The organism is Actinobaculum sp. 352 (genome assembly GCF_003957265.1).
Taxonomy (GTDB): domain Bacteria; phylum Actinomycetota; class Actinomycetes; order Actinomycetales; family Actinomycetaceae; genus Asp313.
On record NZ_RQSN01000002.1, the window covers coordinates 424,823 to 445,053 of the forward strand.

Sequence of the window (20,231 nt, forward strand, 5' to 3'; positions counted from 1 at the left end):
AGGTCACCTGTGCCTCATCCGCTGGCCGCCGCCTGGGCGCCTGCCTGCAAGGCGTGCTCAATCGTCTCCATGGCGGCGTCGTCGTGGGCGGCAGAGAGGAACCACGCTTCAAAAGCCGACGGCGGTAACGCCACCCCGTTATCGAGCATCGCATGGAAGAAACGGCCGTATGCGGCGGTGTCCTGTGCCTGGGCGTCGTCGTAATTGAGAACCGGATCCTCGCGGAAAAACACCGAGAACAGATTACCTGCCGACTGCACCACATGCGGCACGCCCGCCCCGGTCAATGCCTCGTGCACAAGCTCTTGCAACTGCACCGAACGTCGGTTCACCGTGGCATACACCTGTGGTGTGGCAAGATCGAGTGTCGCTATACCCGCCGCAGTGGCGAGCGGGTTACCGGAGAGCGTGCCCGCTTGGTAAACCGGACCGAGCGGTGCCAGCAGGTCCATCACATCTGCCCGTCCCGCCACGGCCGCCAGCGGCATACCACCGCCCACCACCTTCCCGAAGGTAAACAGATCGGGGGTCCACGGTGCTGCCCCCGCTGCGTCTTTGCCGACGACGTCTCCCGCCTCCAGGCCGTCATCCACGTCCAGGACACCGTCCACGGCTAGACCACCGCCCGCCTCCAGGCCCCACCATCCGCCCGGTCCCACACGGAAACCGGTCAGCACTTCATCCAGGATCATCAGGGCGCCATGCTCAGCCGTCAAACTCCTGATCAAAGCGTTAAACCCCGCCACGGGTGCAATGACACCCATATTGGCAGCGGCGGCCTCCGTGATTACAGCCGCGATCCGAGCACCCTCACGCTCGAACACTTCCTGCAACGCGGCGCCGTCATTGTAGGGGAGCACTATCGTGTCGCGGGCCGCTGCTGCCGTCACCCCGGCACTGCCGGGCAAACCCTGGGTGGCAACACCGGAACCGGCTGCGGCGAGTAGTGCATCCGAATGCCCGTGGTAGCACCCGGCAAATTTCACCATTTTGTCGCGCCCGGTTGCACCGCGCGCGATGCGTACCGCCGTCATCGTCGCCTCGGTGCCCGTGGATACGAGGCGCACGTGTTCGGCCGCCGGTACTCGCTTTCGGATCCGTTCAGCCAGCTCCACTTCCGCTGCAGTGGGAGCTCCAAAACTCAAACCTCGGCCCGCCGCTTCGCGCACCACGTCGACCACGGCCGGATGGGCATGCCCCAGCAGAGCGGGTCCCCACGAACCGACAAGGTCCACATAGCTGCGCCCATCGGCATCCGTCACCCGGCACCCTGCCGCCTCCCGGATAAAGCGCGGTGTTCCACCTACCGACGCATAGGCACGCACCGGTGAGTTAACCCCGCCCGGGATCGATTGTTGTGCCCGCTCCATTAATCGTTCGTTCTGACTCACTGCCTGCACACTCAGGTCGGCGACCTCGACCGGTTTACGGATGTCGGTCGACTCATACGTACCGGTTTCCCCGGCGGCACCCACCTGCCACTCAGAGCCTTCCTGTGCACTGTTATCAGTCGGCGTGCCGTGATCGGCCCCCGCCGCATTTCCCGTTAGTTCAGCCATCTCGCGACCTCCATCGCCCAGTAGGTCAGCACCAGGTCAGCCCCGGCGCGCACAATACTCGTCACCGATTCCTCAATGGCCGCCTGCCGATTGATCCACCCACGGCCCGCTGCCGCTTCAATCATGGCGTATTCCCCGGAAACCTGATAGGCGGCAACCGGCACATCGGATGCAGCCGCGACATCAGCCAGCACGTCCAGGTAATGACTCGCAGGCTTCACCATCACCATGTCGGCACCCTCGGCCATGTCCAGCAGCGCCTCACGCAGGCCTTCCCGACGGTTCGCCGGATCTTGCTGATAGGTGCGCCGATCCCCCTGCAAAGATGACCCCACTGCCTCGCGGAACGGGCCATAAAAGGCCGAGGCATACTTCGCCGAGTACGCGAGGATCGCGACATCTGAGAAACCCTCCGCATCCAAGCCGGCACGAATCGCGCCCACCTGACCATCCATCATCCCGGACGGCGCCACCACATGCGCTCCGGCACGAGCCTGTGCCACGGCCTGGCGGGCATAGGCCTCGCAGGTCTCATCGTTGAGAACGCGCCCGTCCTTCCCTAGGAATCCACAATGACCGTGACTGGTGAACTCGTCTAAACACACATCGGACATAATCACTAGGTCATCGCCCACGGCTTCACGGCATGCCGCAATGGCCCGCTGTTCAATACCATCGGCCGCCCATGCCTGCGTTCCGTGCGCGTCTTTATCCTTATCATCAGGCACACCAAACAGCATTATTCCGCCCAGTCCCGCATCACGAGCAGCACGGGCGACGGCGCCAATCGACTCGGGCGTATGCCGCTTCACGCCCGGCATCGAACTGATATCCGCCGAAGCTTCCCCCACAAAGGCCGGTAGAACCAGCTGTGAAGCCGCCGGTCTGGTCTCACGGACCAACTTGCGCATGGCCGCAGTTGTGCGAAGCCTGCGTGGACGCTGAATCATAATCTTGCCGACACCTCTTTTCCGCCTGATCTTGCTTGCCACAACAGCGACATCGCCGCCGCTGGTTAGACCTGCGCTGCTTACGCTACCTTCTGTGTCACAGCGCTACCTCCTGTGTATTCACAGCGCAGCCTCCCCTGCCTTCACGACGAGCTGTGCCACGGTTGCCGCCACGTCGGGAGCATGCGGCGTCGGGGAAATCTCTGCCGCCACACCGAGCTCATCGAGCACCCGTGCAGTGGCTGGCCCAAGGGCGACCACTGCTGTTGCACGCGGCCAGCCTAGTACTCGATCCACTGTACGCGCCACAGATCCCGAGGTAATGACAACAACCGCAAACTCTCCACCCTGCCAGCGGCGCCGGATTGCCGCTGAAATCTCGACCTCTTCCATGGTGTAGACGCTCTGGACATCTACCTGCCAACCGCGTCCGCGCAAGCCGTCGGCCAACTCCGGCCCGGCAAGTGCCGAGCAGGGCAAGAATACGTGCCCACCACCACGGGGGAACTCGGCGAGCAGCCCGGCCGCACTCTCTTCCCGGGGGATCAGGTCAACTCCGTAACCCGCCGCCTCTAGAGCACGCGCGGTGGCATGCCCGACGGCGGCGATCCGCCCCGGCAACTGCACGCCCAGCTCCTTGAGGGCACCGACCGTGCGCGCCGAGGTGATGACAGACCACTGCGCCTGCTCCAGTTGGTCACTGGGTATATTCGGCGTCAGAAGCCGACGACGCTGGACGGGACAGGCCGTCACGACTATACCCAGTTCTCGCAGCGCGGCAGACAACACGCCCTCTTCTCGCGGAAGGAACACTTCTGCCTTTCGCCACGCAAAAGGCGCCCATGCCTCTTCGTGGGAAGAGGACGCTCCGGGTTCTTCACCAGGAGGCGGCGCAACCGCTCCTTCGCGCGAAGGAAATGTATCCGCTCCTTCGCGCAAAGAGTGTGGGCGGCCCTCTTCCCGTGCCTTTCCCTCCCGCCAGAGCGCGACGTCGTCGTGAAACTCCTCTAAACGCGACTGCCGCGAAGCGCCCAGATCGGCAATTGCGGCGGCACCGTCGTCGAGCAAACATTGCGCAGCGATCCGGCCAGCCCCGCTGTGTAGGGGGACCGTCACCGCAACATGTCGGCTCCCGTCGGCCGCGAATACGGCCGCCCGTAACAAGCCGTCTATCCCCAGAGCTGCGATCGGAGCGGCACAGCCACCTCCCAGTACCGCCAGCACCTCCCGCTCCTCCTGCGCCTGCAATCTACTATCCGGATCATCCAGAGTGCGCAGAATCGAGGCGGTTTTCTCATCGTCACTACGGCATTCCACGGCGAGAGCCCCTTGCCCCGGTGCTGGCAGAATAGGCAATTCTTCGGTGATATAGCCCGCCAGCCCAAGACGGCGCAATCCGGCAGCCGCCAGAACGACGGCGTCGAGGTCACCCGGGCGAACTCGCTCCAAGCGCGTACCAATATTGCCGCGGATATCAACAAATACTAGATCCGGACGCAGCGCCCGCAACTGTGCCACCCGCCGCGGTGAACCGGTGCCAACACGGGCACCGGCAGGCAAATCGATCAAGCGCATACCATCACGTGCGCACATAGCATCAGCAGCCACCTCGCGTTGCGGAATGGCTGCGATGACGAGCCCGGGAACAGTCTCGGTAGGCAAGTCCTTCAGCGAGTGCACCGCGAAATCCACGTCCCCGCGCAGAAGCGCCGAACGTAGCTCGGCCGCGAACACTCCCAGGCCGGCCAGATGCTTGAGAGAACCGCGTTCCCGATCACCACAAGTTCGTACCGGAACAAGTTCCACGTCCGGCCCTGTTTCACGCAGCCGGTCAGCAACCAGCGTGGATTGGGTCATAGCAAGCGCCGACGCGCGAGTCCCTAGCCTCATATTCGCGTTCCTTTCCCGCTGATTTTCCCCCGCAACCGCCTACACCGGTGGCGTACCTCACGGCTGGGCTCCAAGCCGAGCGATTCTTCCTTACGACCACCTACACCGGTGGCGAACCGTCACGCCTGCGTCTTGTACCTTCAGAAGTCATCACACCAGACTTATGCACTATTAGGCCTTCACTCAAATATATGAGGCCTTCACTCACACGGCCGCCTCCAATCCGGAGGCAATGGCCGCCTCAACACCATTACCGGCCACCCACGCTCCGGCGACGCGCACGCCCTCCGGCAATGAAGCATCGAGCACAGCCCGCGCATCCGGGCTCAACCCCCGCGGAATCTCCGGCCACCGGACAACCGCCATATCACGAGCTGCGGGAATCGGGCACCCCAACAACACAGCAGCGTCCTCCACGGCCTGTTGTTCGGTCGGCTCATCCTGCGGCGAGTAGCTCAGGCGGATCAGTTCACTCTGCCCCGCACTCCACGGCCATTTCACCGAGTAATGCGTTAATGCCCGGGCCCGCAAACCCTCAATTGGGTGGGCGAGCAGCACTCCCGAGCCAACCGGCGCACCCCCGATATACGTAGGATCCACGGCTAGCACCACACTGAGTGAGGAACTCGTGGCCGGGGCGGCGGCAGTCACACCAATACCTCGGAGGAGCGCCACGGCCACGCGCCCCGGGCAGGCAAGCACCACCCGATCCGCCATATAGTCCGTATTTCCGACTTTCACATGCCACCCGGCGTTCGTATTCGGCACAGCACTCACCCGCAATCGAGCCGGTGCTTCCCGTCCGCTCGCGATCTCGTCACTACCCATCGCCTTCCGACCGGAGGATGCACCCTCCCGCTGCGGTGCCGCTGGGCAATGCTGTGCACCCCGTGTGGGAACAGAAGAGCTCCCGCCCTTCCGTGGAGAAATCCCGGCGACACGCGAGCACAGATGAACCTGCCCACCGCGCGCTCGGATATCCTCCACCAACGCATCGACTAAACGAACGAGTCCGCCGATTGGCTGTGCAACACTGGAACGCGAGCCGCGCGCCGCCTGCACCTTGGCGTACAGGGATCCGGGGCCACGTAGGGCGGGCGCGTACTGCGCCAACGTCATTTGTTCGGGTGCAAGCCGGTAGATGCTCCGTGTCACCGGCGCAACGAGGCGGTCTACCACGGCTTTCCCCATTCGCGCCGCTACAAGCTCGCCCACTGTCTCCGCGTCTTGCCCAACTGATGGGGCCATCTGCGGTTCGGCCCGTGCGACCGCTAGTTCAACTGGGCGCAGGGCCCGTAGCAACGCCGGATCGTCGGGGCTGGCCGGTATGCCGAGTATGCCGTCAGCACCCGGCCAGGACTCCGTCGTTGACCAGCGGATGTGTGCACGGCCCGCGGGAGCGGCAACGTCCAGGCCCAGTTCTGCGCAGAGCCGATCACCGATCCCCCGCCGCCTCGCATATGCCTCGGCTCCGCGATCAATAACCTGACCCGCTATCTCAAGCGGCGCGATTAGGCCACCGGGTCGATCCGTTGCTTCGAGAACATCAACGGACCACCCCTCGCGTACGAGGCGGTGCGCACAGGCCAAACCCGCAATTCCTGCTCCGATTACGACGGCCTTCATCGTGCACCAGCTTTCAGAGCTCGTGTATCAGGGAAACAAGGTCAGTAAGAACCGCAGGATCTGTTTGCGGTGGCACCCCGTGGCCCAGTCCAACAATATGCGCGGGAGCATTTCGACCGCGTGCGACGACGTCGCGCGTATGCGCTTCCAACGCGGACCATCCAGCAGCAAGGAACGCGGGGTCGATATTGCCTTGCAGGACGGCGCCGGGAACCCTCCGCGCTGCTTCGTTGAGAGGAGTTCGATAGTCGATGCTCAGGGCCTGACAGCCGCATTCGAACATTGCCTCCAACAGGTGGCCGGTACCGGTTCCGAAGTGAATACGGGGCACGTCGACAGCTTGCAGCGCAAGCCGCGAGTATGGTGCGGCGTGTGCCATATAGTCTTGCAGGCTCAGCACTCCGGCCCACGAGTCAAAGAGCTGCACGGCCGCCGCGCCCCCAGCCGCCTGCAGCCGGAGAAACTCCCCCGATATGCGAGCACACCATGTTAGGAGGCAGTCCCAAGCCGCGGGTTCGGCGTGCATGAAGCTGCGAGCGGCCAAATGATCACGTGATCCACGGCCTTCCACAAGATATGCGGCCAAGGTGAACGGAGCACCGGCGAATCCAATAATGGGCACGTCGAGTTCGGCTACCGCCATGCGTACCGCCGCTGTAATCGCTGATCCATCCGTAATGCGATGCGATGCGAGCGCGGCGACGTCGTCGGCGCTGCGTACGGGGTGTGCAATGACGGGCCCGATCCCTGGTTCGATCGTGACATCCACGCCTGCCAATGCAAGCGGAACCATAATGTCGGAGAAGAACACCGCAGCATCCACTCCGTGCCGCCACACGGGTTGGCAGGTCAACTCTGCAGCCAGCTCGGGTGTGAGGCATGCGTCGAGCATCGCGACGCCCTGCCGGGCCTTCCGGTATTCCGGGAGAGAGCGCCCTGCCTGCCTCATGAACCAGACCGGCAATCGCTCGGGCCGCGATCCCGAAAGAGCCATCAGTAGTGGCAACTGAACGCTCTGTGTCACGTATCGATTTTGCCGCACCGCTATGTATCTGCAAGACTGGACGCACTGTGAGTTTGCGCATCCTCTCCGTGAAACATGACAGACACGGCTTGGCAGAGGTCGAGCGTGTCGCGCAACATGCTGACGCACTGTCCGCATGCGTTCAGCAGACCGCTGGCGTCGAAGGCGTTCTCACCCTTCTCACCTGCAATCGCATTGAGTTCATCGTTGACGCTCCCCAGGTTCCTGCCGCCCATCTCCGGTTGCGCATGGCGCGCGAACTCGACCGGCAGCCGGAGTGGGTTATCTATGAAGACACCCGCGCGCTGGAACACCTTTTCAAAGTCGCGTGCGGCCTGGATTCAATGGTCATTGGTGAGCGTGAAGTCACCGGACAGCTGCGCCGCACACTCCAGCAGGCGAGCGAGCGCGGACATACCTCCGGCGCTCTGGTCACAGCGGTGAACGCAGCCCTGCGAACGGCACGCAAGATTGGGGCAGAGACAGAGTTGCATGATTCGGGACGTTCCATCGTTGCCTGCGCCCTGGACCTAAGCGGCATTCGCGACTGGAGCGAACAGCAGGTTCTGCTTATGGGTACGGGCGCCTACGCCGGTGCGGTAGTGGCCGCCTTGCGCCGCCGCGGAGTGCACGATATCGCCGTACACTCAGCCTCCAACCGTGCCACAGGTTTTGCCGAGCGCCATGGCATTCGCGCCGGTGAGAACCTTGTGCGCGAATGTACCCAAGCCACGCTAATTGTCACCTGCCGTGGAGGATCTGCAACCGCGCTTAACGCGGCGCAACTGGCAGAGGCTCGGGGATTGCACGGATACCCATCCGCGTGCAGCGACGCTTCGATGGCCGCGGGCACGGCGCGCCCCTTGGTCATCCTGGATCTCTCCCTGCCCGCAGATGTGGATCCCGGCGTGGCGGCACTTCCCGGCATCACGCTACTTAATTTGGAAGCCATCCAAAACCACGTATCCCCGCTCGTCTCTGAAGAGTCATCCCGTGCCTCGCAAATTGTGTCTGAGGGAGTCGCGGAGGTATCCGCACGCCTGGCCTCCCGTGTAGCCGATCCGGCGGTGGCTTCGCTGCGCGCATCCATGCTGCAACTGGTCGACGACGAAGTTGCCCGCCTTCCCCAGGGGCGACCGCTGACAACCGAAGACTGCACCATGGCCCTACATCGCCTTGCCACCCGACTCCTGCACATTCCCTCAATTCGCGCCCGCGACGCCGCCGTCGCCGGACGAATGGACGATTATTTGGATGCGCTGGAGGAACTGTACGGAATCGAAGCCCGTCGTGCGGCCGACCCCCGTCTACGGCGCTGCCCAGTCACCGGTCTGAGTTATGCCGATCTGGAGGAACCCGCCACGGATGATCGGTCGGTGACAACCAGGGCCGCGGAACTCCAGCAGTGGAAAGGCGATGATTTCTGCGACGGATCGACGGCGCGTGACCAGCAACTAGCACATGACCAGTCGACCGCCTATCACCCGGCGGAACATAGTCGGTTAGCAGAGCGCATTCGGTCGACGAAACAGCACCATTCGGCGGAGGCACGTTGATGGCCGCGCCCGTCTCTGCCGATAGTGTGCCGCAAGGCGACTCACTCAGCCCTTACACCGCTGTTGTCCTCACTTCCTATGGAGGCCCCCGCAAGAGCGAGGATGTGCTGCCCTTCATGCGCAATGCGACGGCGGGGCGCGGAATACCCGATGAACGCCTGCTGGAAGTCTCCCAACATTACGAACTGTTTGGAGGACGCTCACCTATCAATGAGCAGAATGAGGCGTTACGCGATGCCTTGGAAGATGAGCTTGCCCGGCGCGGCTGCCCACGCCCCGTGCTTATCGGAAACCGGAATTGGACCCCCTTCGTATCCGACGCCGTCGCCGATCTCCGTGCGGCCGGGCATCGCCGGGTTATTGCTTTACCGACGGCGGCGTACTCCTCGTATTCCGGATGCCGCCAGTACCGCGAAGATCTGGAGCGTGCCACAGCACAGGTCCCTGGCATCGTGATCGACAAGGCAGGTCCGTACGCAGAACGGCCTGGATTCATCTCCGCAAATGCGGATGCGCTCGCCTCGGCAGTCCGCAGCCTGCGCAGCCGGATTCGCAGGGGCACCATAAAAGTCCTCTTCGTCACCCACTCCATTCCAACGGCCATGAATGCCGCCTCAGCTGACGGAACAGAACCGGCCCGTTACGATGCACAGCATATGCGCGTGGCAGCGGCAGTGGCCCAGGCAGCTGCAGAACTTGTGAAAGAAGGTCTGGACTGGGAGCTTGTCTACTGCTCTCGCTCCGGCAACCCGCACACGCCATGGTTAGAGCCGGATGTCAACGACCGTCTGCACGAAATTGCTGCCGCTAACTCCTCATGTGTGACGCACCCGGCACTCCATAGCGGTTCCAATAACATACCGGATACAGGCTCCACGCGAGTGCCGGACGCACATTCCCTGCGCGGCGATGCGGCGAGGGCTATCGCGGGCGTAGTGGCGGCACCAATCGGCTTCATCAGCGACCATATGGAAGTCGCTTTCGACCTCGACACACAGGCGCGTGCAACTGCAGCTGATCTCGGGCTCGAATATCAGCGCGCCGCAACAGCCGGAACACACCCCGATTTCGTCAGTACGCTCGCCGATCTTCTAGCCGACCATGCCGCTTTTGCCCGCGGTGACAAAGCAATTCCCGACCATCCCTGCCTGCAGGAAACCGTGGAATGCTGCCTACCGCGTCCGCCCGTATAAATCGACAAGTAACACCCGATAAGGAGCATCATCCCATGTCCCAAACGACGCACCCCGGCCACGCCGATGCCCAGCATGCAGTTGATCCGCGTGACACTCCCGTTTCGCCCGAAGAGGTTAATGCGAAGCCGCGTTACGTCATGTACTCCGTATTCCGTACCTCCGCTTCGCTCGCCGGAATCGACACGGCAACGGCGGAGGAAGCAGTACTGGCAACCGGTGTTACTATCCGCGGCTGGTACGACATCAGCGGTTTCCGCGCTAATGCCGACCTCATGCTGTGGACTCTCGCGGACGATCCGGCCCAACTCCAGGCCGCTTACCACGCCCTCCGCCGCTCGGACCTGGGCCGCGCACTCGACCCTGAATGGTCCTGCGTGGGCGTACATCGCCCTGCCGAGTTCAACGCGAAGCACACCCCCGCCTGTTTCTCCGGCGTCGCGCCCCGGCCATGGGTCTGCGTATACCCCTTCGTCCGCAGCTACGACTGGTACTACATGGACGAGGAGAAGCGCTCGCGTATTCTTGCCGAGCACGGTCGCTCCGGGCGCGAGTATCCGGATGTCAAGGGGTCGACGACGTCGGCCTTCGCGCTCAATGACTACGAGTGGCTGCTTGCCTTTGAAGCAGACGAACTGCATCGGCTTACCGACGCCATGCGCCACCAACGCAACTTGGAAGCGCGCCTGCATGTGCGAAAGGAGATCCCCTTCTTCACCGGACCGCGAGTCACGTTGACGGAGTGGGCGGAGCGCCAAGGCTGAAAACCAGTAGTTCGCGGCCTTGCATGGCCGCGAACTCCTCAGGCCGGTGTTATCCGCCGCGTTTAGCCGGTTCCCCGATAGAAGGTGAACATGCACGCGGTCCACCGACGGGCTGCGGCCGGTGCGTCATTCATCGCTCTGCGTACCCGACCGGCCAGATCGTCGGCTAGTGAACCACACCTGCCGTCGTACTTGTAAACGGCGCAACCACAGCGCGCGCTTACCGGATTCGAGCTGCGCACTCGCCAACTCGGCAACCTCCTCCCACGGCAGATACTCGCGCACAATGCGGCAACGACTGCGGTAGTCAGGTTCGGCCGCTGCCGCATCGGCGGCCTCTTGCACCCGTGCCGGATCCTGCCCTAATGCCTCATTGATCCACAGCAACGAGCGCGAGTTAACGAGACGGTTATATGCCCTCTTCGCCGATCTATTCGACTTACTTCTCAGATACGGCCCGTCTCCCGTATTCGGTTGCGCCCTAAACCATTTCACCATGTGAAACCGTTCTGAAGCCGCAAGTGTTTCCAGCACGCCTTTTTCTTCTCTGGCACGGTGGTACCCATAATATGCGTCTGATATCGGCAAATGTGCAGGTAGCCTTCCGAGCAGCCAGGCGAATGTCCTCACATCAAAGTCGCGGCTGATCTCCGGCGAGTTCTTCTTCGATTTCTTCTCCGTTGCCACGCTTCTGCGGCTCCTTCCTCTCTAGGGTCTTGCACCGGCTCACGAGTCACTGCGCACAGACACTCTGTGTGTTCTGCGTCGCCAGCGACGTGGTATGTTCTGCGCCGCAGGCGACGTCGCATGTTTTCCACTGCCAGCAACTCTGCACGTGTCCCGCCGCCGACAGTCGCGCATGCCCCGCCGCCGACAGTCGCGCATGCCCCGCCGCTGGCGATTCTGCGAAGCGATACCTCGCCGCAGAGCGAGACACCCGCCGCGCGGCGTACAGGTTTCGCCTCCCCTCACTCATATGACGAACTGCTCCATGTACCGCTTGCTCAGGCGAATGCTTTCCAGGACCTTCTCCGGCGATCCTTCGAAAGCCTTGTCCTCGATTTCGATGCAGGTGTATCCCTCATAGCCGATGTCGGTCAACGCGCTAACGTACTTGCCCCAGTCGACGTCGCCCAGGCCGGGAATCTTTGGCGACATGTAGTCCAACGGGTACGCCATGATACCCACCTGATTGAGTTTGTCCTCGTAGAGCTTGATGTCCTTGTAATGCACGTGGAAGATACGGTCGGCAAACTCGTAGATTGGTTTGATGTAATCGACCATCTGCCAGACGAAGTGCGACGGGTCGTAGTTGATTCCGAGATTCGGGCTGGGGAGGATTTCGAATACCCGCTTCCACAGGTTTGGCGTTGTCATGAGATTCTGACCGCCGGGCCACTGGTCGGCACCGAAGAGCATCGGGCAGTTCTCCAATCCGATGCGCACATTCTCAGCCTCAGCCAGCGAAATGATCGGCGGCCACACCTCTTTGACAATCTCTAGATTGTCTTCGACCGTCTTGTACTGGTCGCGGCCGATAAACGTGGTGACTAGGCCTACCCCGAGCTTGGCACTCGCCTTGATAACCGTTTGCAGATGCGCCACGTTAGCTGCCCGCTTCTCCAGATCCGGGTCGAGAGTGTTGGGATAGAAGGCGAGCGAGGAGATATCAACGCCTTTGCTCCGTGCGTAATCGATGACGTGCGCGGCGTATGCGTCGTCGTCGAGAACCCGCTCCACATCGATATGGGAAACACCTGCATATCGCCGCTCAGCCTTCCCCTGTGGCCAACACGCCACCTCGACGCATTGGAATCCGAATTCGCTGACGGTGTCGATCATCTCTTCGTATGTGCTGCCGTCAAGAATTGCGCTGACTAGTCCGAGTTTCATGTGTTGAGTCCTTTCTTCGGCCATCCGCTCCTGTGCGAACCGCCATGGTTCTAATAATTGAGGTGGATAGCGGCCACTCCCAGCGGCCTGGCGCCTTCGCTGTTGGTTCACCTTGCCTGGTTCACTTTAACGCTGCGTCCCGTTGTGCTCGACTCGACACTGCCGAATACGGCCCGCATCGCGGTCAGAACACTTTCGCCCGAGATCTCCGGCGCGGTGTCGTTCTCAATGCAGTCCACAAAGGCGTCGATGATCCCGGTGGAGGTCTGGTTGTCGTTGGTTTGAATCTGGTCGAGTCGGTAGCAAACCTCCTCACCGTTTCGCAGCACCAGTTTCAGAGAGAACGTCGGATCGTCATACAGCCGCATGATGCCTTTTGTTCCGTATATGATCGTCGTGTTGTCTTCCGCTCCGTAATACGTCCAGCTGGCAGTCATAGTGCCGACGACGCCGTCGTCCATGGTGTAAATGCAGGTGGCGTTGTCGTCCACGCCGATGAGTTCGCCGCTAGGGCCGCGTTTGTCACGTGTCGTCAGCTTGGCGGATGTCTCGACGACGGTGCTTCCCAGCAGATATTGGATGAGATCGGTTTTATGCACGCCGAGATCCGCCATCGCTCCCATGGCCGCGCTCTTGGCGTCAAAGAACCATGTGGACGGACCGGGGTTGATACTCCACGTCTCCGGGCCGCCGTGCCCGAAGGTGGTGCGGAAGGTCAGTACCTCACCGATAGCCCCCGCCTCGATTAGTTCTCTCGCTTTCCGATGGGCGCGCACGAAACGCTGGTTCTGGTCGATCATCAACTTCTTGCCGTTCCTGTCAGCAGCGCTGATCATGGCCTCACAATCGGCAAGGGTCGATGCCATGGGCTTCTCGCAAAGGACGTGTTTTCCCGCCTCTAGTGCCGCGATTGACTCCCGTGCGTGTGCGGTATTCGCTGTGCATACGCTAACCGCATCAATGCTGCTATCCGCCAGCATCTCCGGGATTGTCGCGTAAACCGTGCCGCCATACCGATGTGCCAATTCCTCCGCCCTGCCCCGAGTGCGGTTGTAGTAGCCGACAATCTCAGCATGAGCGTTCGCGAGATATTCGGGGATGTGCCGCACCTGTGCGATCTTCCCGCATCCGATGATTCCTACTCGGATCATTGTTTCCTCCGGTATTCGTGATACGAACCTTTGACCTACGCCGCGCGTAGCGGATGCCGACGTTACGCACCAGCAACGTGCCACAACGATTACGTCGTGATAGTCCACCACTTTGTGAAGCAGACATCGACGGTCTATGTCGGCGAGGCAAGCGGTTGACCTACATCGCCGTAAAAGCCGCGTCGCGCGTGTTCCTTGTTCGCTGCAGCCATGCAGGAACAAGGAGGCTTTGCCTATCTCACCATGATCTCGCCCGGTCCGCAAGACCCCGCTACATGATTATCCCTCCGCCCATGTGTTAGCCGCCGCAACATATGCACCGTACTGTTCGGCACCTCCCGTTCGATAGAGATGCTCCCAAGCATCGGCCACCGGATTCGACACAAGACCGGTCACCCGCATCACCTCCGCCGTGAACGCAACCGGCTGGATGCCCGACGCCGTCGTCACCCCCGAATCGGTTATCACAGGGGCCGCGACGTAGTGTGAGCCGCCTGTGTAGCCTGAAGCAGCCAGAAAATCTGCGCTGTTTGACGTGTGCGCCCTCTCATCGAGGACACCGGCGCGGGCCAGCAGATACGTTGCCCCACAGATTCCCGCCACCGGCACGTTGCGAGCCAACAGAGCACGGACTGCCTTAATCAAGCGATCATGCCCGTGGCCGTAGGTTTCACCGCCCGGAATCACCAACATGCTAAGAGCCGACCGCTCCGCCAGAGAATCGAGAACATCAAGGTCCGCCGTGGGAGTTATCGGCAGGCCTCCGAGCGAATGCACCGTATAGACGCCGTCACCCACCAGAAGCAGGGTGAAACGACCCGGTTTCGCGCGCTCGGCGACGGTGATCTGTGACGTGAGGTAGGCATACTCCCAGTCGGCCATGGTGTCCGTTGCGTAAAGAGCAATGGTAAGAGGTTCTGTAGACATGGCATTAGCCTAAGGGGAGGGTCCGACACTTTTCGCCGCCGAAACGTCTTCCTGCTGGCGGCACCCGCGCCTCGGTTAGCACCCATGCCCCGTCGGTTGGCGCCCGCACGCCTTGGATGACACCTGCACGCCGACTGTCGCCGCTCGTTGCCCCGCCCCTCGCATCGCCCACAGTCTCCGCAAACAGAGGTGCGCGAGACTTCTCCTCCATCTCCGTTGCGAACGAAACGCCAGGCCCCTGCCTGCGCATCGCTCTCCATCGCGGGTGAACAAGCTGGAAGGTGCCACCCGGTGAAGGAGTGTGTACCGTTGAACCATGCACCTTCCACCCGAGCGCTACATGCTTGACCACGACTGGGTGTGGGATCGCCGTCGCAAGACCGACGTGGCCACGCTGCGCGTTGTCGCGCATCACCAAGACCCTCGTATCGCACGAACCGCAATACTGACTTTCCTGGGCAGCCTACCGACCGATGATAGCGGCGTACACGGTCGTGGAGGCTGGGCCGCCTATCCCGTTGCGGACAGGCAGAACGCTCTTGATCTCGTGTCCGGCGGTCAGGATGTCGCCGACGGTATCGAATCCGCCGCCGACGACGCCTTCGAAGCGCTCAGCACCTGGCCCGGCCTCACATTGACATGGCAGCAGCTTGCCGCGGGCGATGAACCCTGGAACGTTGCCGGAATGGCTTGATGCCGCAGTTTCGGGACTCGCCGGCCATCGGTATGACCGACGCGAAACGGATGGGCCCGGTGGCGTGGTTTGGGACTATGCGCCGCACCCCAGAAGAAACTCCCATTCACGGCGGATAAGCGGGCCGTCGAAGTCGAAAATATCCAGAGAGCGCTCGCCGTGGTCGTCGACCAACAGGCAGGCGATCCGTCCATGGGTCGTGTCACTGAACATCGCCTCGCACCGGAACGTCGTCGACCGCCCCTCATAAGCGGCCCGCATGGCGCTCACATAGGCGTCACGCCCCGCGATCAGGCGTTCCAGGCGGCCAATGGCGCTGGCAGTATTCGCGGGGTCGGTACCTGCGGCGGCGGTGTCCGTTGAAACATCCAGGTCACTTGTGGCGACGGTGCCCGTTGAAACATCCAGGTCACTTGTGACGACGGTGCTCGTTGACCCCTCCGGGTCACCTGCTGCAACGGCGGCGCTTGAAACATCCGAACTACTCGAACTACCGGCATCGGATCTCTCAACGAGAACCCATTCGACATCGGGGTGGAGGAAGGTGGCGTAGGCGGACCAATCCCGCGCGTTTTCCGCCGCGAAGAAGCGGTGCAGTCGATCCTCACGTTCATGCAACGATTGATTCGTCATACGGCCACTTTAAAGCATCGCGGATGCGGTGCTTAGAAGCGCGTAGCGCATGCCAGCCGCGCGGGACGCTGCTGGACGCCGACGGCCGCTCTGCCCTTACGCTAGTCGGCACCCCACATAGTTAGGGCGCACCCTCAACACATTCGACCGCCACCCGGGCCGCCGCCTGCACCCCACATAGTGAAGGCGCGCCTACGCCTCAGAGGCCCGCGCCCCATCATTGCCTGCAGATCGCGACGGCGCACACCCACAGCGCCAAGTGCAGAACCCACAACAGCAAGTGCCACCAGGCCCCCGGACCACGGGTCTCCCGCCTGCGCGAAAATCCCCGCATCAATCACACCCTCCGGCATGCCAACACTCGGGCCAAGCTGCGCGATCCCGAGGCCGACCAGCATAACCACCCAGGCGATCCAGTTCAGGCGTGGCCACCAGCCGCTGAGCAGAGCCGTGATCCCGGCACATGCAGCGCAGGCCGGCCATTGGCCGCCAATTACTCGCAACGCCTGAGCGGCCGATGTGTCCAGCACCGTCGACCCGACACATGCCGCCGTCGCCGTCGCCAGTGCAAGCGTTACTGCTGCCCCAAGGCACGCAACGAAGCACCATGCGAGGAGTAGGCGCGCAGGTCCATTCCCCGTGCCACGCATGCCCTCAACCAGCCCAGCTCGCTCATCGGAGGCGAAACGCCCGGCCAACCCGATGGCTTGCACCGCAGTGACGGCCCCCACCAGCACACCGATATAGCGGAGAAAATCGGCGCCGGGGTCCGCCGTTCCCAGCTGAGAGCCGAGCGCACCCCCGGACGTCGCTCCCGCACGTGCCAAATCCACCATGTTCTTCCCCATGGAGGTGAAGATTGCCGCTAGCACCGAGATCAGCACCGCCCAGGTCAGCAGTTGGCCGCGGCAGAGCCGCAGCGCGAAACTCACCGGCCCTGCCGCGCGCACCGGACGGGGGCGACGACGTCGCGCGCGAATCACCCCCGCCTGGATATCCCGCCTGCGAGCCGCAATGGTCGCGGCCAACAAGAGCACCGCCAACGCCACGGCGACACACACCAGTGGCTGCCATTCGTTCCGCCCACCGGGATCCATCGCCGCCCGCAGAGCGAAGGGAGACCATGCACCTGCCCATGCCCAACCCCATGCCGCCCACGCCCCATGACCGGCGTACAGAGCAATCATGGCACCCACCCCGGCGGCACGGGCATGGACAGCGTCACCGGTTAACTGCGCAAGCACCAGTGCACCGGCACTCATCAGGAGGCAGAATCCAGCAATTGCCGCACCGTAGATTGCCGCATAGATGACTCGCGCGCCATTCAAAGCCAGGAGGCCCACTCCCCCAGCCAAGCCGAGTAACAGGCATTCAACGCTCATCACCACCGCCGTGGTCGCGACCTCACTGGCCGGCCCAACGCCAATCGCGCGGAGCATTTCCGAGCGCCCGGCATCCTCCGACGCCCTGGAGCGTTGAACGGTCCGCAGAACGACGACGATGCCGAGTATCAGGCACGTCAGTGCTCCAAGCTCCCAGACGGCGAGTTGAACCGTATTCGCACCCGCTGGAAGTACGCCGTATAGGGCAGCAGCGACCTTCGAGAATCTGAGATTGACGACGGCGCGGGCCAGGTCGTCCGCTGTGGCATATGTTGTGCCGTAACTGGGAGCGAGGAGGGCCGTGATAACAAGAACAATAAGTGGCAGGGCGAATAGCCATACCCGCTCTTCGCGAGCGCCGATACGCGCAGGGATCCACAGACGCGCCCAGCTCCCGATACAAGCCCGGCTCCCCGTACCGGCCCAACTCCGCATACCTGCCCAACTCCGCGTACCCGCCGGGCTATCGACGCGGGTCGTCTTCCCCAAACGCACGGCGTTCCAAACGCGCACCGGGATCGGTACCCGATTCCGCAGAGACTCGCTCCGCATCGCTGACGTCATGCTCGTCCGCCTGTTCATCGTGCGCTCCTCAACATCCCGACGGTGTACCTGCCGGATATCCTGGTCTGCCCGTTCATTGCGCGCTCCTCAACATCGCGGCGGCGTAGCCGCCGCATACCCCTGCGTGCCCGTTCATCGCGCACTCACGTGGTAATGCCGCAGGAACAGGTCTTCCAACGAAGCGGGCGTACAGGAAATGTCATAAGCGCCCGCTTGAATGAGCGCGCTCAGCGCTCCCGAAACCGACTCACTTGGAACCGAGTACCGGAGCACTGACTGCGGAGAGCCCGGCGCACTATCCCGAGTCGGCATGCCTCCGCTGGTTTCCGCTCCGCGTTGGGGCGCCCCAGCGTCCCGGCTCAGCCCTGCGAGTTGACTGACGCCGTCGGGCAGTAGAGGTACCGCGCTTTCCGGAAGGCGGCATGAGATCGTCGAATTGCGCAAATGTCGAAGTGATGCCAAGGTGCCCGTTTCCACGGTCTTCCCGTCCTTGATAATCGTCACCGCATCGCACACCTGATCGACTTCGGAGAGCAGATGGCTGGAAAGCAGCACCGTCCTCCCCCGCGCTGCTGCGTCGCGTACCGCCGCCATGAACACCTCCTCTTGCAATGGGTCGAGGCCGCTGGAGGGTTCGTCGAGTACGAGCAGCTCGCACGGGGCGGCCAGTGCCGCTATAAGGGCGACTTTCTGCCGATTTCCTTTCGAGTAGCTTCGCACGGGTTTGTTGGGGTCGAGGCTGAAGGCGTCGATGAGTTCTATCTCGCGGCTCCGGTCGCGTTTGCCGCGCAGAGCAGCGAATGCGTCGAGAGTCTGCGCTCCGGTGAGACTGGGCCAGAGTGCGACGTCGCCGGGCACATACGCAGTGTTGCGCGTAATGGTTCCGGCATCGCGGGCCGGGTCGCAGCCCTGTACTCGGACCACGCCGGAATCGCGATGGCACATGCCCAATAGCACGCGGATGGTGGTGGACTTCCCGGCACCGTTGGGGCCGAGGAACCCGTGTATCTGACCGCACGGAACCTTCAGGTCAAGGCCATCGACGGCGTGCAGGCTGCCGAAGGCTTTTACGAGACCGGTGACTTCGATGGCGTATTCGGTATCGATTGCAGTGGCGGAACCTGCGGCGCGGATAGTGCCGACGACGACGTCGGCGGCGGAGGTGCGAGCTGCGGATGAGTAAGCGGCGGAGGAGGAATTGGTCGAAACGGTTTGCTTCCCCTCCTTCGCAGCGCCTGCGGCGGCGGAGGGAGTATTTCCGGCGGCACGTCCTCCTCCTTTCGAACCGCCACCTCTTGATCGCAGTATCGGCACCCCGTCGTCTGCACGCAAAGCGCTCCGCACAGTCCCGTCCGTCTGGGCACCATCGGAAGATTTGTTTGTCATGCCGCTAGCATCTGGTGTTACGCCACGTCACACGCAAGAGTGTCTATTGATTCCGCCACCGTTCGATAGCCTCGTCAAGCAAACGTTCCATGGCAGCGACTATGCGCGCGTCAGCAGCGTCCATGGTCGCCCACAGCCGAAACAAGGTGCGAATCGCCGTCCTATCAACACCGCGCGCCAGTGTCCGGCAGCGCTCCGGCCCGAGCACTCGTTCAAAACGGGCAATATTCGCCGCCGCGTGCGCGGTTGCCTCGTCGTCGGTGAATTCGGCGGTGTTCTGCCCGTAAGCTGCAAGAACCGACGCGTCTTCCGCGTCATCGGCCTCCGGAAATAGGAGTTCCGCTTCAGCTGGCATTTGCCCACGGTAACAGGCGACATCCACGGCGTCCCGTTCCCGCCGAATGGCTGCGCGCGTCCACTCGTCTGGGGCGGCGGCTTCCAATCGATCAAAGAACGCCACCATACGCGGCGGCATGGGAGAAAGAGTCATCCCCTCCCGGGCACGCTCCAGCAGAGATACCAGCATGTCCCGTTGGCGTAGCACCTCGGCGAGGTGCTCTTCGACGGCGTCGAGCGCTCCGGTTAGATCGGCGAGCACGGTGGAGCCCGCAGAGTCCGGCGTCGAATCTGATGACTCCCGCGCGGAGGTAACTGCGCTTCTATTCTGGACCGAAGTGCCCGTGCTCCGGTCCTGAACGGACGTGCCCGGGTTTTGGTCCTCAACGGAAGCGCCCGCGTTCCGATTCTGAACGGAAGTGCCCGTGCTCCGGTCCTGAACGGACGTGCCCGCGTTTTGGTCCAGAATCTGCGCAATGGATTTCAAAGGTACTCCGGCCTGCACAAACCAACGGATACGAGAGAGCCGCGCCACGTGTGAGAGGTCGTAGTCGCGCCAGCCGCCACGTTCTTCCGGCACCGGCAGCAGCCCGAGTTGATGGTAGTAGCGGACCGTTCTCACGGTCGTGCCGGTAAGCCGGGCGATTTCAGCGACACGCATGTGCACAGTGTACGGCGCGCTCGGCATCCCAGACTGCACCCC

The 20,231-nt window shown here is 62.6% G+C and carries 17 protein-coding genes; 4 read left to right on the forward strand and 13 right to left on the reverse strand.

Going from position 1 to position 20,231, the window contains the following annotated elements:
* Nucleotides 1-14: 14 nt before the first annotated feature.
* The 5 genes from EKN07_RS03930 to hemE all read right to left on the reverse strand — a co-directional run bounded on the left by EKN07_RS03930 (nucleotide 15) and on the right by hemE (nucleotide 7,019).
* Nucleotides 15-1,559, reverse strand: coding sequence for a glutamate-1-semialdehyde 2,1-aminomutase (locus tag EKN07_RS03930; RefSeq protein ID WP_108714962.1), 1,545 nt, complete (start codon nucleotides 1,557-1,559; stop codon nucleotides 15-17).
* A complete protein-coding gene (gene hemB / locus EKN07_RS03935; RefSeq protein ID WP_126145661.1) occupies nucleotides 1,547-2,509 on the reverse strand; it encodes a porphobilinogen synthase in 963 nt (320 codons plus the stop codon). The genes EKN07_RS03930 and hemB overlap by 13 nt, the downstream gene beginning before the upstream one ends.
* A 120-nt stretch (nucleotides 2,510-2,629) precedes the next feature.
* Nucleotides 2,630-4,399 carry a hydroxymethylbilane synthase gene (gene hemC, locus EKN07_RS03940; RefSeq protein WP_126145662.1) on the reverse strand — a complete coding sequence of 590 codons (1,770 nt, stop codon included), beginning with the start codon at nucleotides 4,397-4,399 and terminating at the stop codon, nucleotides 2,630-2,632.
* Nucleotides 4,400-4,603: 204 nt separating this feature from the next.
* Complete coding sequence (locus EKN07_RS03945; RefSeq protein WP_108714960.1) at nucleotides 4,604-6,025, reverse strand: FAD-dependent oxidoreductase; 1,422 nt, start codon at nucleotides 6,023-6,025, stop codon at nucleotides 4,604-4,606.
* A 13-nt stretch (nucleotides 6,026-6,038) separates the two neighbouring features.
* Complete coding sequence (hemE, locus tag EKN07_RS03950; protein ID WP_241228129.1) at nucleotides 6,039-7,019, reverse strand: uroporphyrinogen decarboxylase; 981 nt, start codon at nucleotides 7,017-7,019, stop codon at nucleotides 6,039-6,041.
* Nucleotides 7,020-7,096: 77 nt separating this feature from the next.
* On the opposite strand from hemE, the gene EKN07_RS03955 reads away from it, so the two are divergent.
* The 3 genes from EKN07_RS03955 to hemQ are packed head-to-tail and all read left to right on the forward strand — an operon-like array spanning nucleotide 7,097 to nucleotide 10,562.
* A complete protein-coding gene (locus EKN07_RS03955; RefSeq protein WP_241228122.1) occupies nucleotides 7,097-8,605 on the forward strand; it encodes a glutamyl-tRNA reductase in 1,509 nt (502 codons plus the stop codon).
* On the forward strand, nucleotides 8,605-9,798 hold the full coding sequence (locus tag EKN07_RS12810; RefSeq protein WP_241228123.1) for a ferrochelatase: 1,194 nt from the start codon (nucleotides 8,605-8,607) through the stop codon (nucleotides 9,796-9,798). The genes EKN07_RS03955 and EKN07_RS12810 overlap by 1 nt, the downstream gene beginning before the upstream one ends.
* A 35-nt stretch (nucleotides 9,799-9,833) precedes the next feature.
* The gene (hemQ, locus tag EKN07_RS12815; RefSeq protein ID WP_205647287.1) at nucleotides 9,834-10,562 is read left to right on the forward strand and encodes a hydrogen peroxide-dependent heme synthase; all 729 of its coding nucleotides are present in this window, start codon (nucleotides 9,834-9,836) and stop codon (nucleotides 10,560-10,562) included.
* Between the two features lie 126 nt (nucleotides 10,563-10,688).
* Here the strand turns inward: hemQ and EKN07_RS03965 are convergent, their stop codons facing one another.
* The 4 genes from EKN07_RS03965 to EKN07_RS03980 form a co-directional block, all read right to left on the reverse strand.
* The gene (locus EKN07_RS03965) at nucleotides 10,689-11,249 is read right to left on the reverse strand and encodes a hypothetical protein (RefSeq protein WP_108714958.1); all 561 of its coding nucleotides are present in this window, start codon (nucleotides 11,247-11,249) and stop codon (nucleotides 10,689-10,691) included.
* 285 nt (nucleotides 11,250-11,534) lie between these two features.
* Nucleotides 11,535-12,455 carry a sugar phosphate isomerase/epimerase gene (locus EKN07_RS03970; protein WP_126145664.1) on the reverse strand — a complete coding sequence of 307 codons (921 nt, stop codon included), beginning with the start codon at nucleotides 12,453-12,455 and terminating at the stop codon, nucleotides 11,535-11,537.
* A gap of 107 nt (nucleotides 12,456-12,562) precedes the next feature.
* Nucleotides 12,563-13,606 carry a Gfo/Idh/MocA family oxidoreductase gene (locus tag EKN07_RS03975; RefSeq protein ID WP_126145665.1) on the reverse strand — a complete coding sequence of 348 codons (1,044 nt, stop codon included), beginning with the start codon at nucleotides 13,604-13,606 and terminating at the stop codon, nucleotides 12,563-12,565.
* A gap of 279 nt (nucleotides 13,607-13,885) precedes the next feature.
* A complete protein-coding gene (locus EKN07_RS03980; protein ID WP_126145666.1) occupies nucleotides 13,886-14,533 on the reverse strand; it encodes a DJ-1/PfpI family protein in 648 nt (215 codons plus the stop codon).
* 316 nt (nucleotides 14,534-14,849) lie between these two features.
* On the opposite strand from EKN07_RS03980, the gene EKN07_RS03985 reads away from it, so the two are divergent.
* Entirely contained in the window at nucleotides 14,850-15,227 is a 378-nt protein-coding gene (locus EKN07_RS03985) for a hypothetical protein (RefSeq protein ID WP_126145667.1), read from the forward strand.
* A gap of 75 nt (nucleotides 15,228-15,302) precedes the next feature.
* Here the strand turns inward: EKN07_RS03985 and EKN07_RS03990 are convergent, their stop codons facing one another.
* From EKN07_RS03990 to EKN07_RS04005, 4 genes are all read right to left on the reverse strand, one after another.
* Entirely contained in the window at nucleotides 15,303-15,860 is a 558-nt protein-coding gene (locus EKN07_RS03990) for a hypothetical protein (protein ID WP_108714954.1), read from the reverse strand.
* A 134-nt stretch (nucleotides 15,861-15,994) separates the two neighbouring features.
* A complete protein-coding gene (locus EKN07_RS03995) occupies nucleotides 15,995-17,806 on the reverse strand; it encodes a hypothetical protein (protein WP_206435667.1) in 1,812 nt (603 codons plus the stop codon).
* Nucleotides 17,807-17,938: 132 nt separating this feature from the next.
* Nucleotides 17,939-19,192: an ABC transporter ATP-binding protein gene (locus EKN07_RS04000; RefSeq protein WP_126145669.1), complete on the reverse strand. Its 1,254-nt coding sequence runs from the start codon at nucleotides 19,190-19,192 to the stop codon at nucleotides 17,939-17,941.
* A gap of 43 nt (nucleotides 19,193-19,235) precedes the next feature.
* Nucleotides 19,236-20,189, reverse strand: coding sequence for a MerR family transcriptional regulator (locus EKN07_RS04005; protein WP_126145670.1), 954 nt, complete (start codon nucleotides 20,187-20,189; stop codon nucleotides 19,236-19,238).
* Nucleotides 20,190-20,231 lie beyond the last annotated feature (42 nt).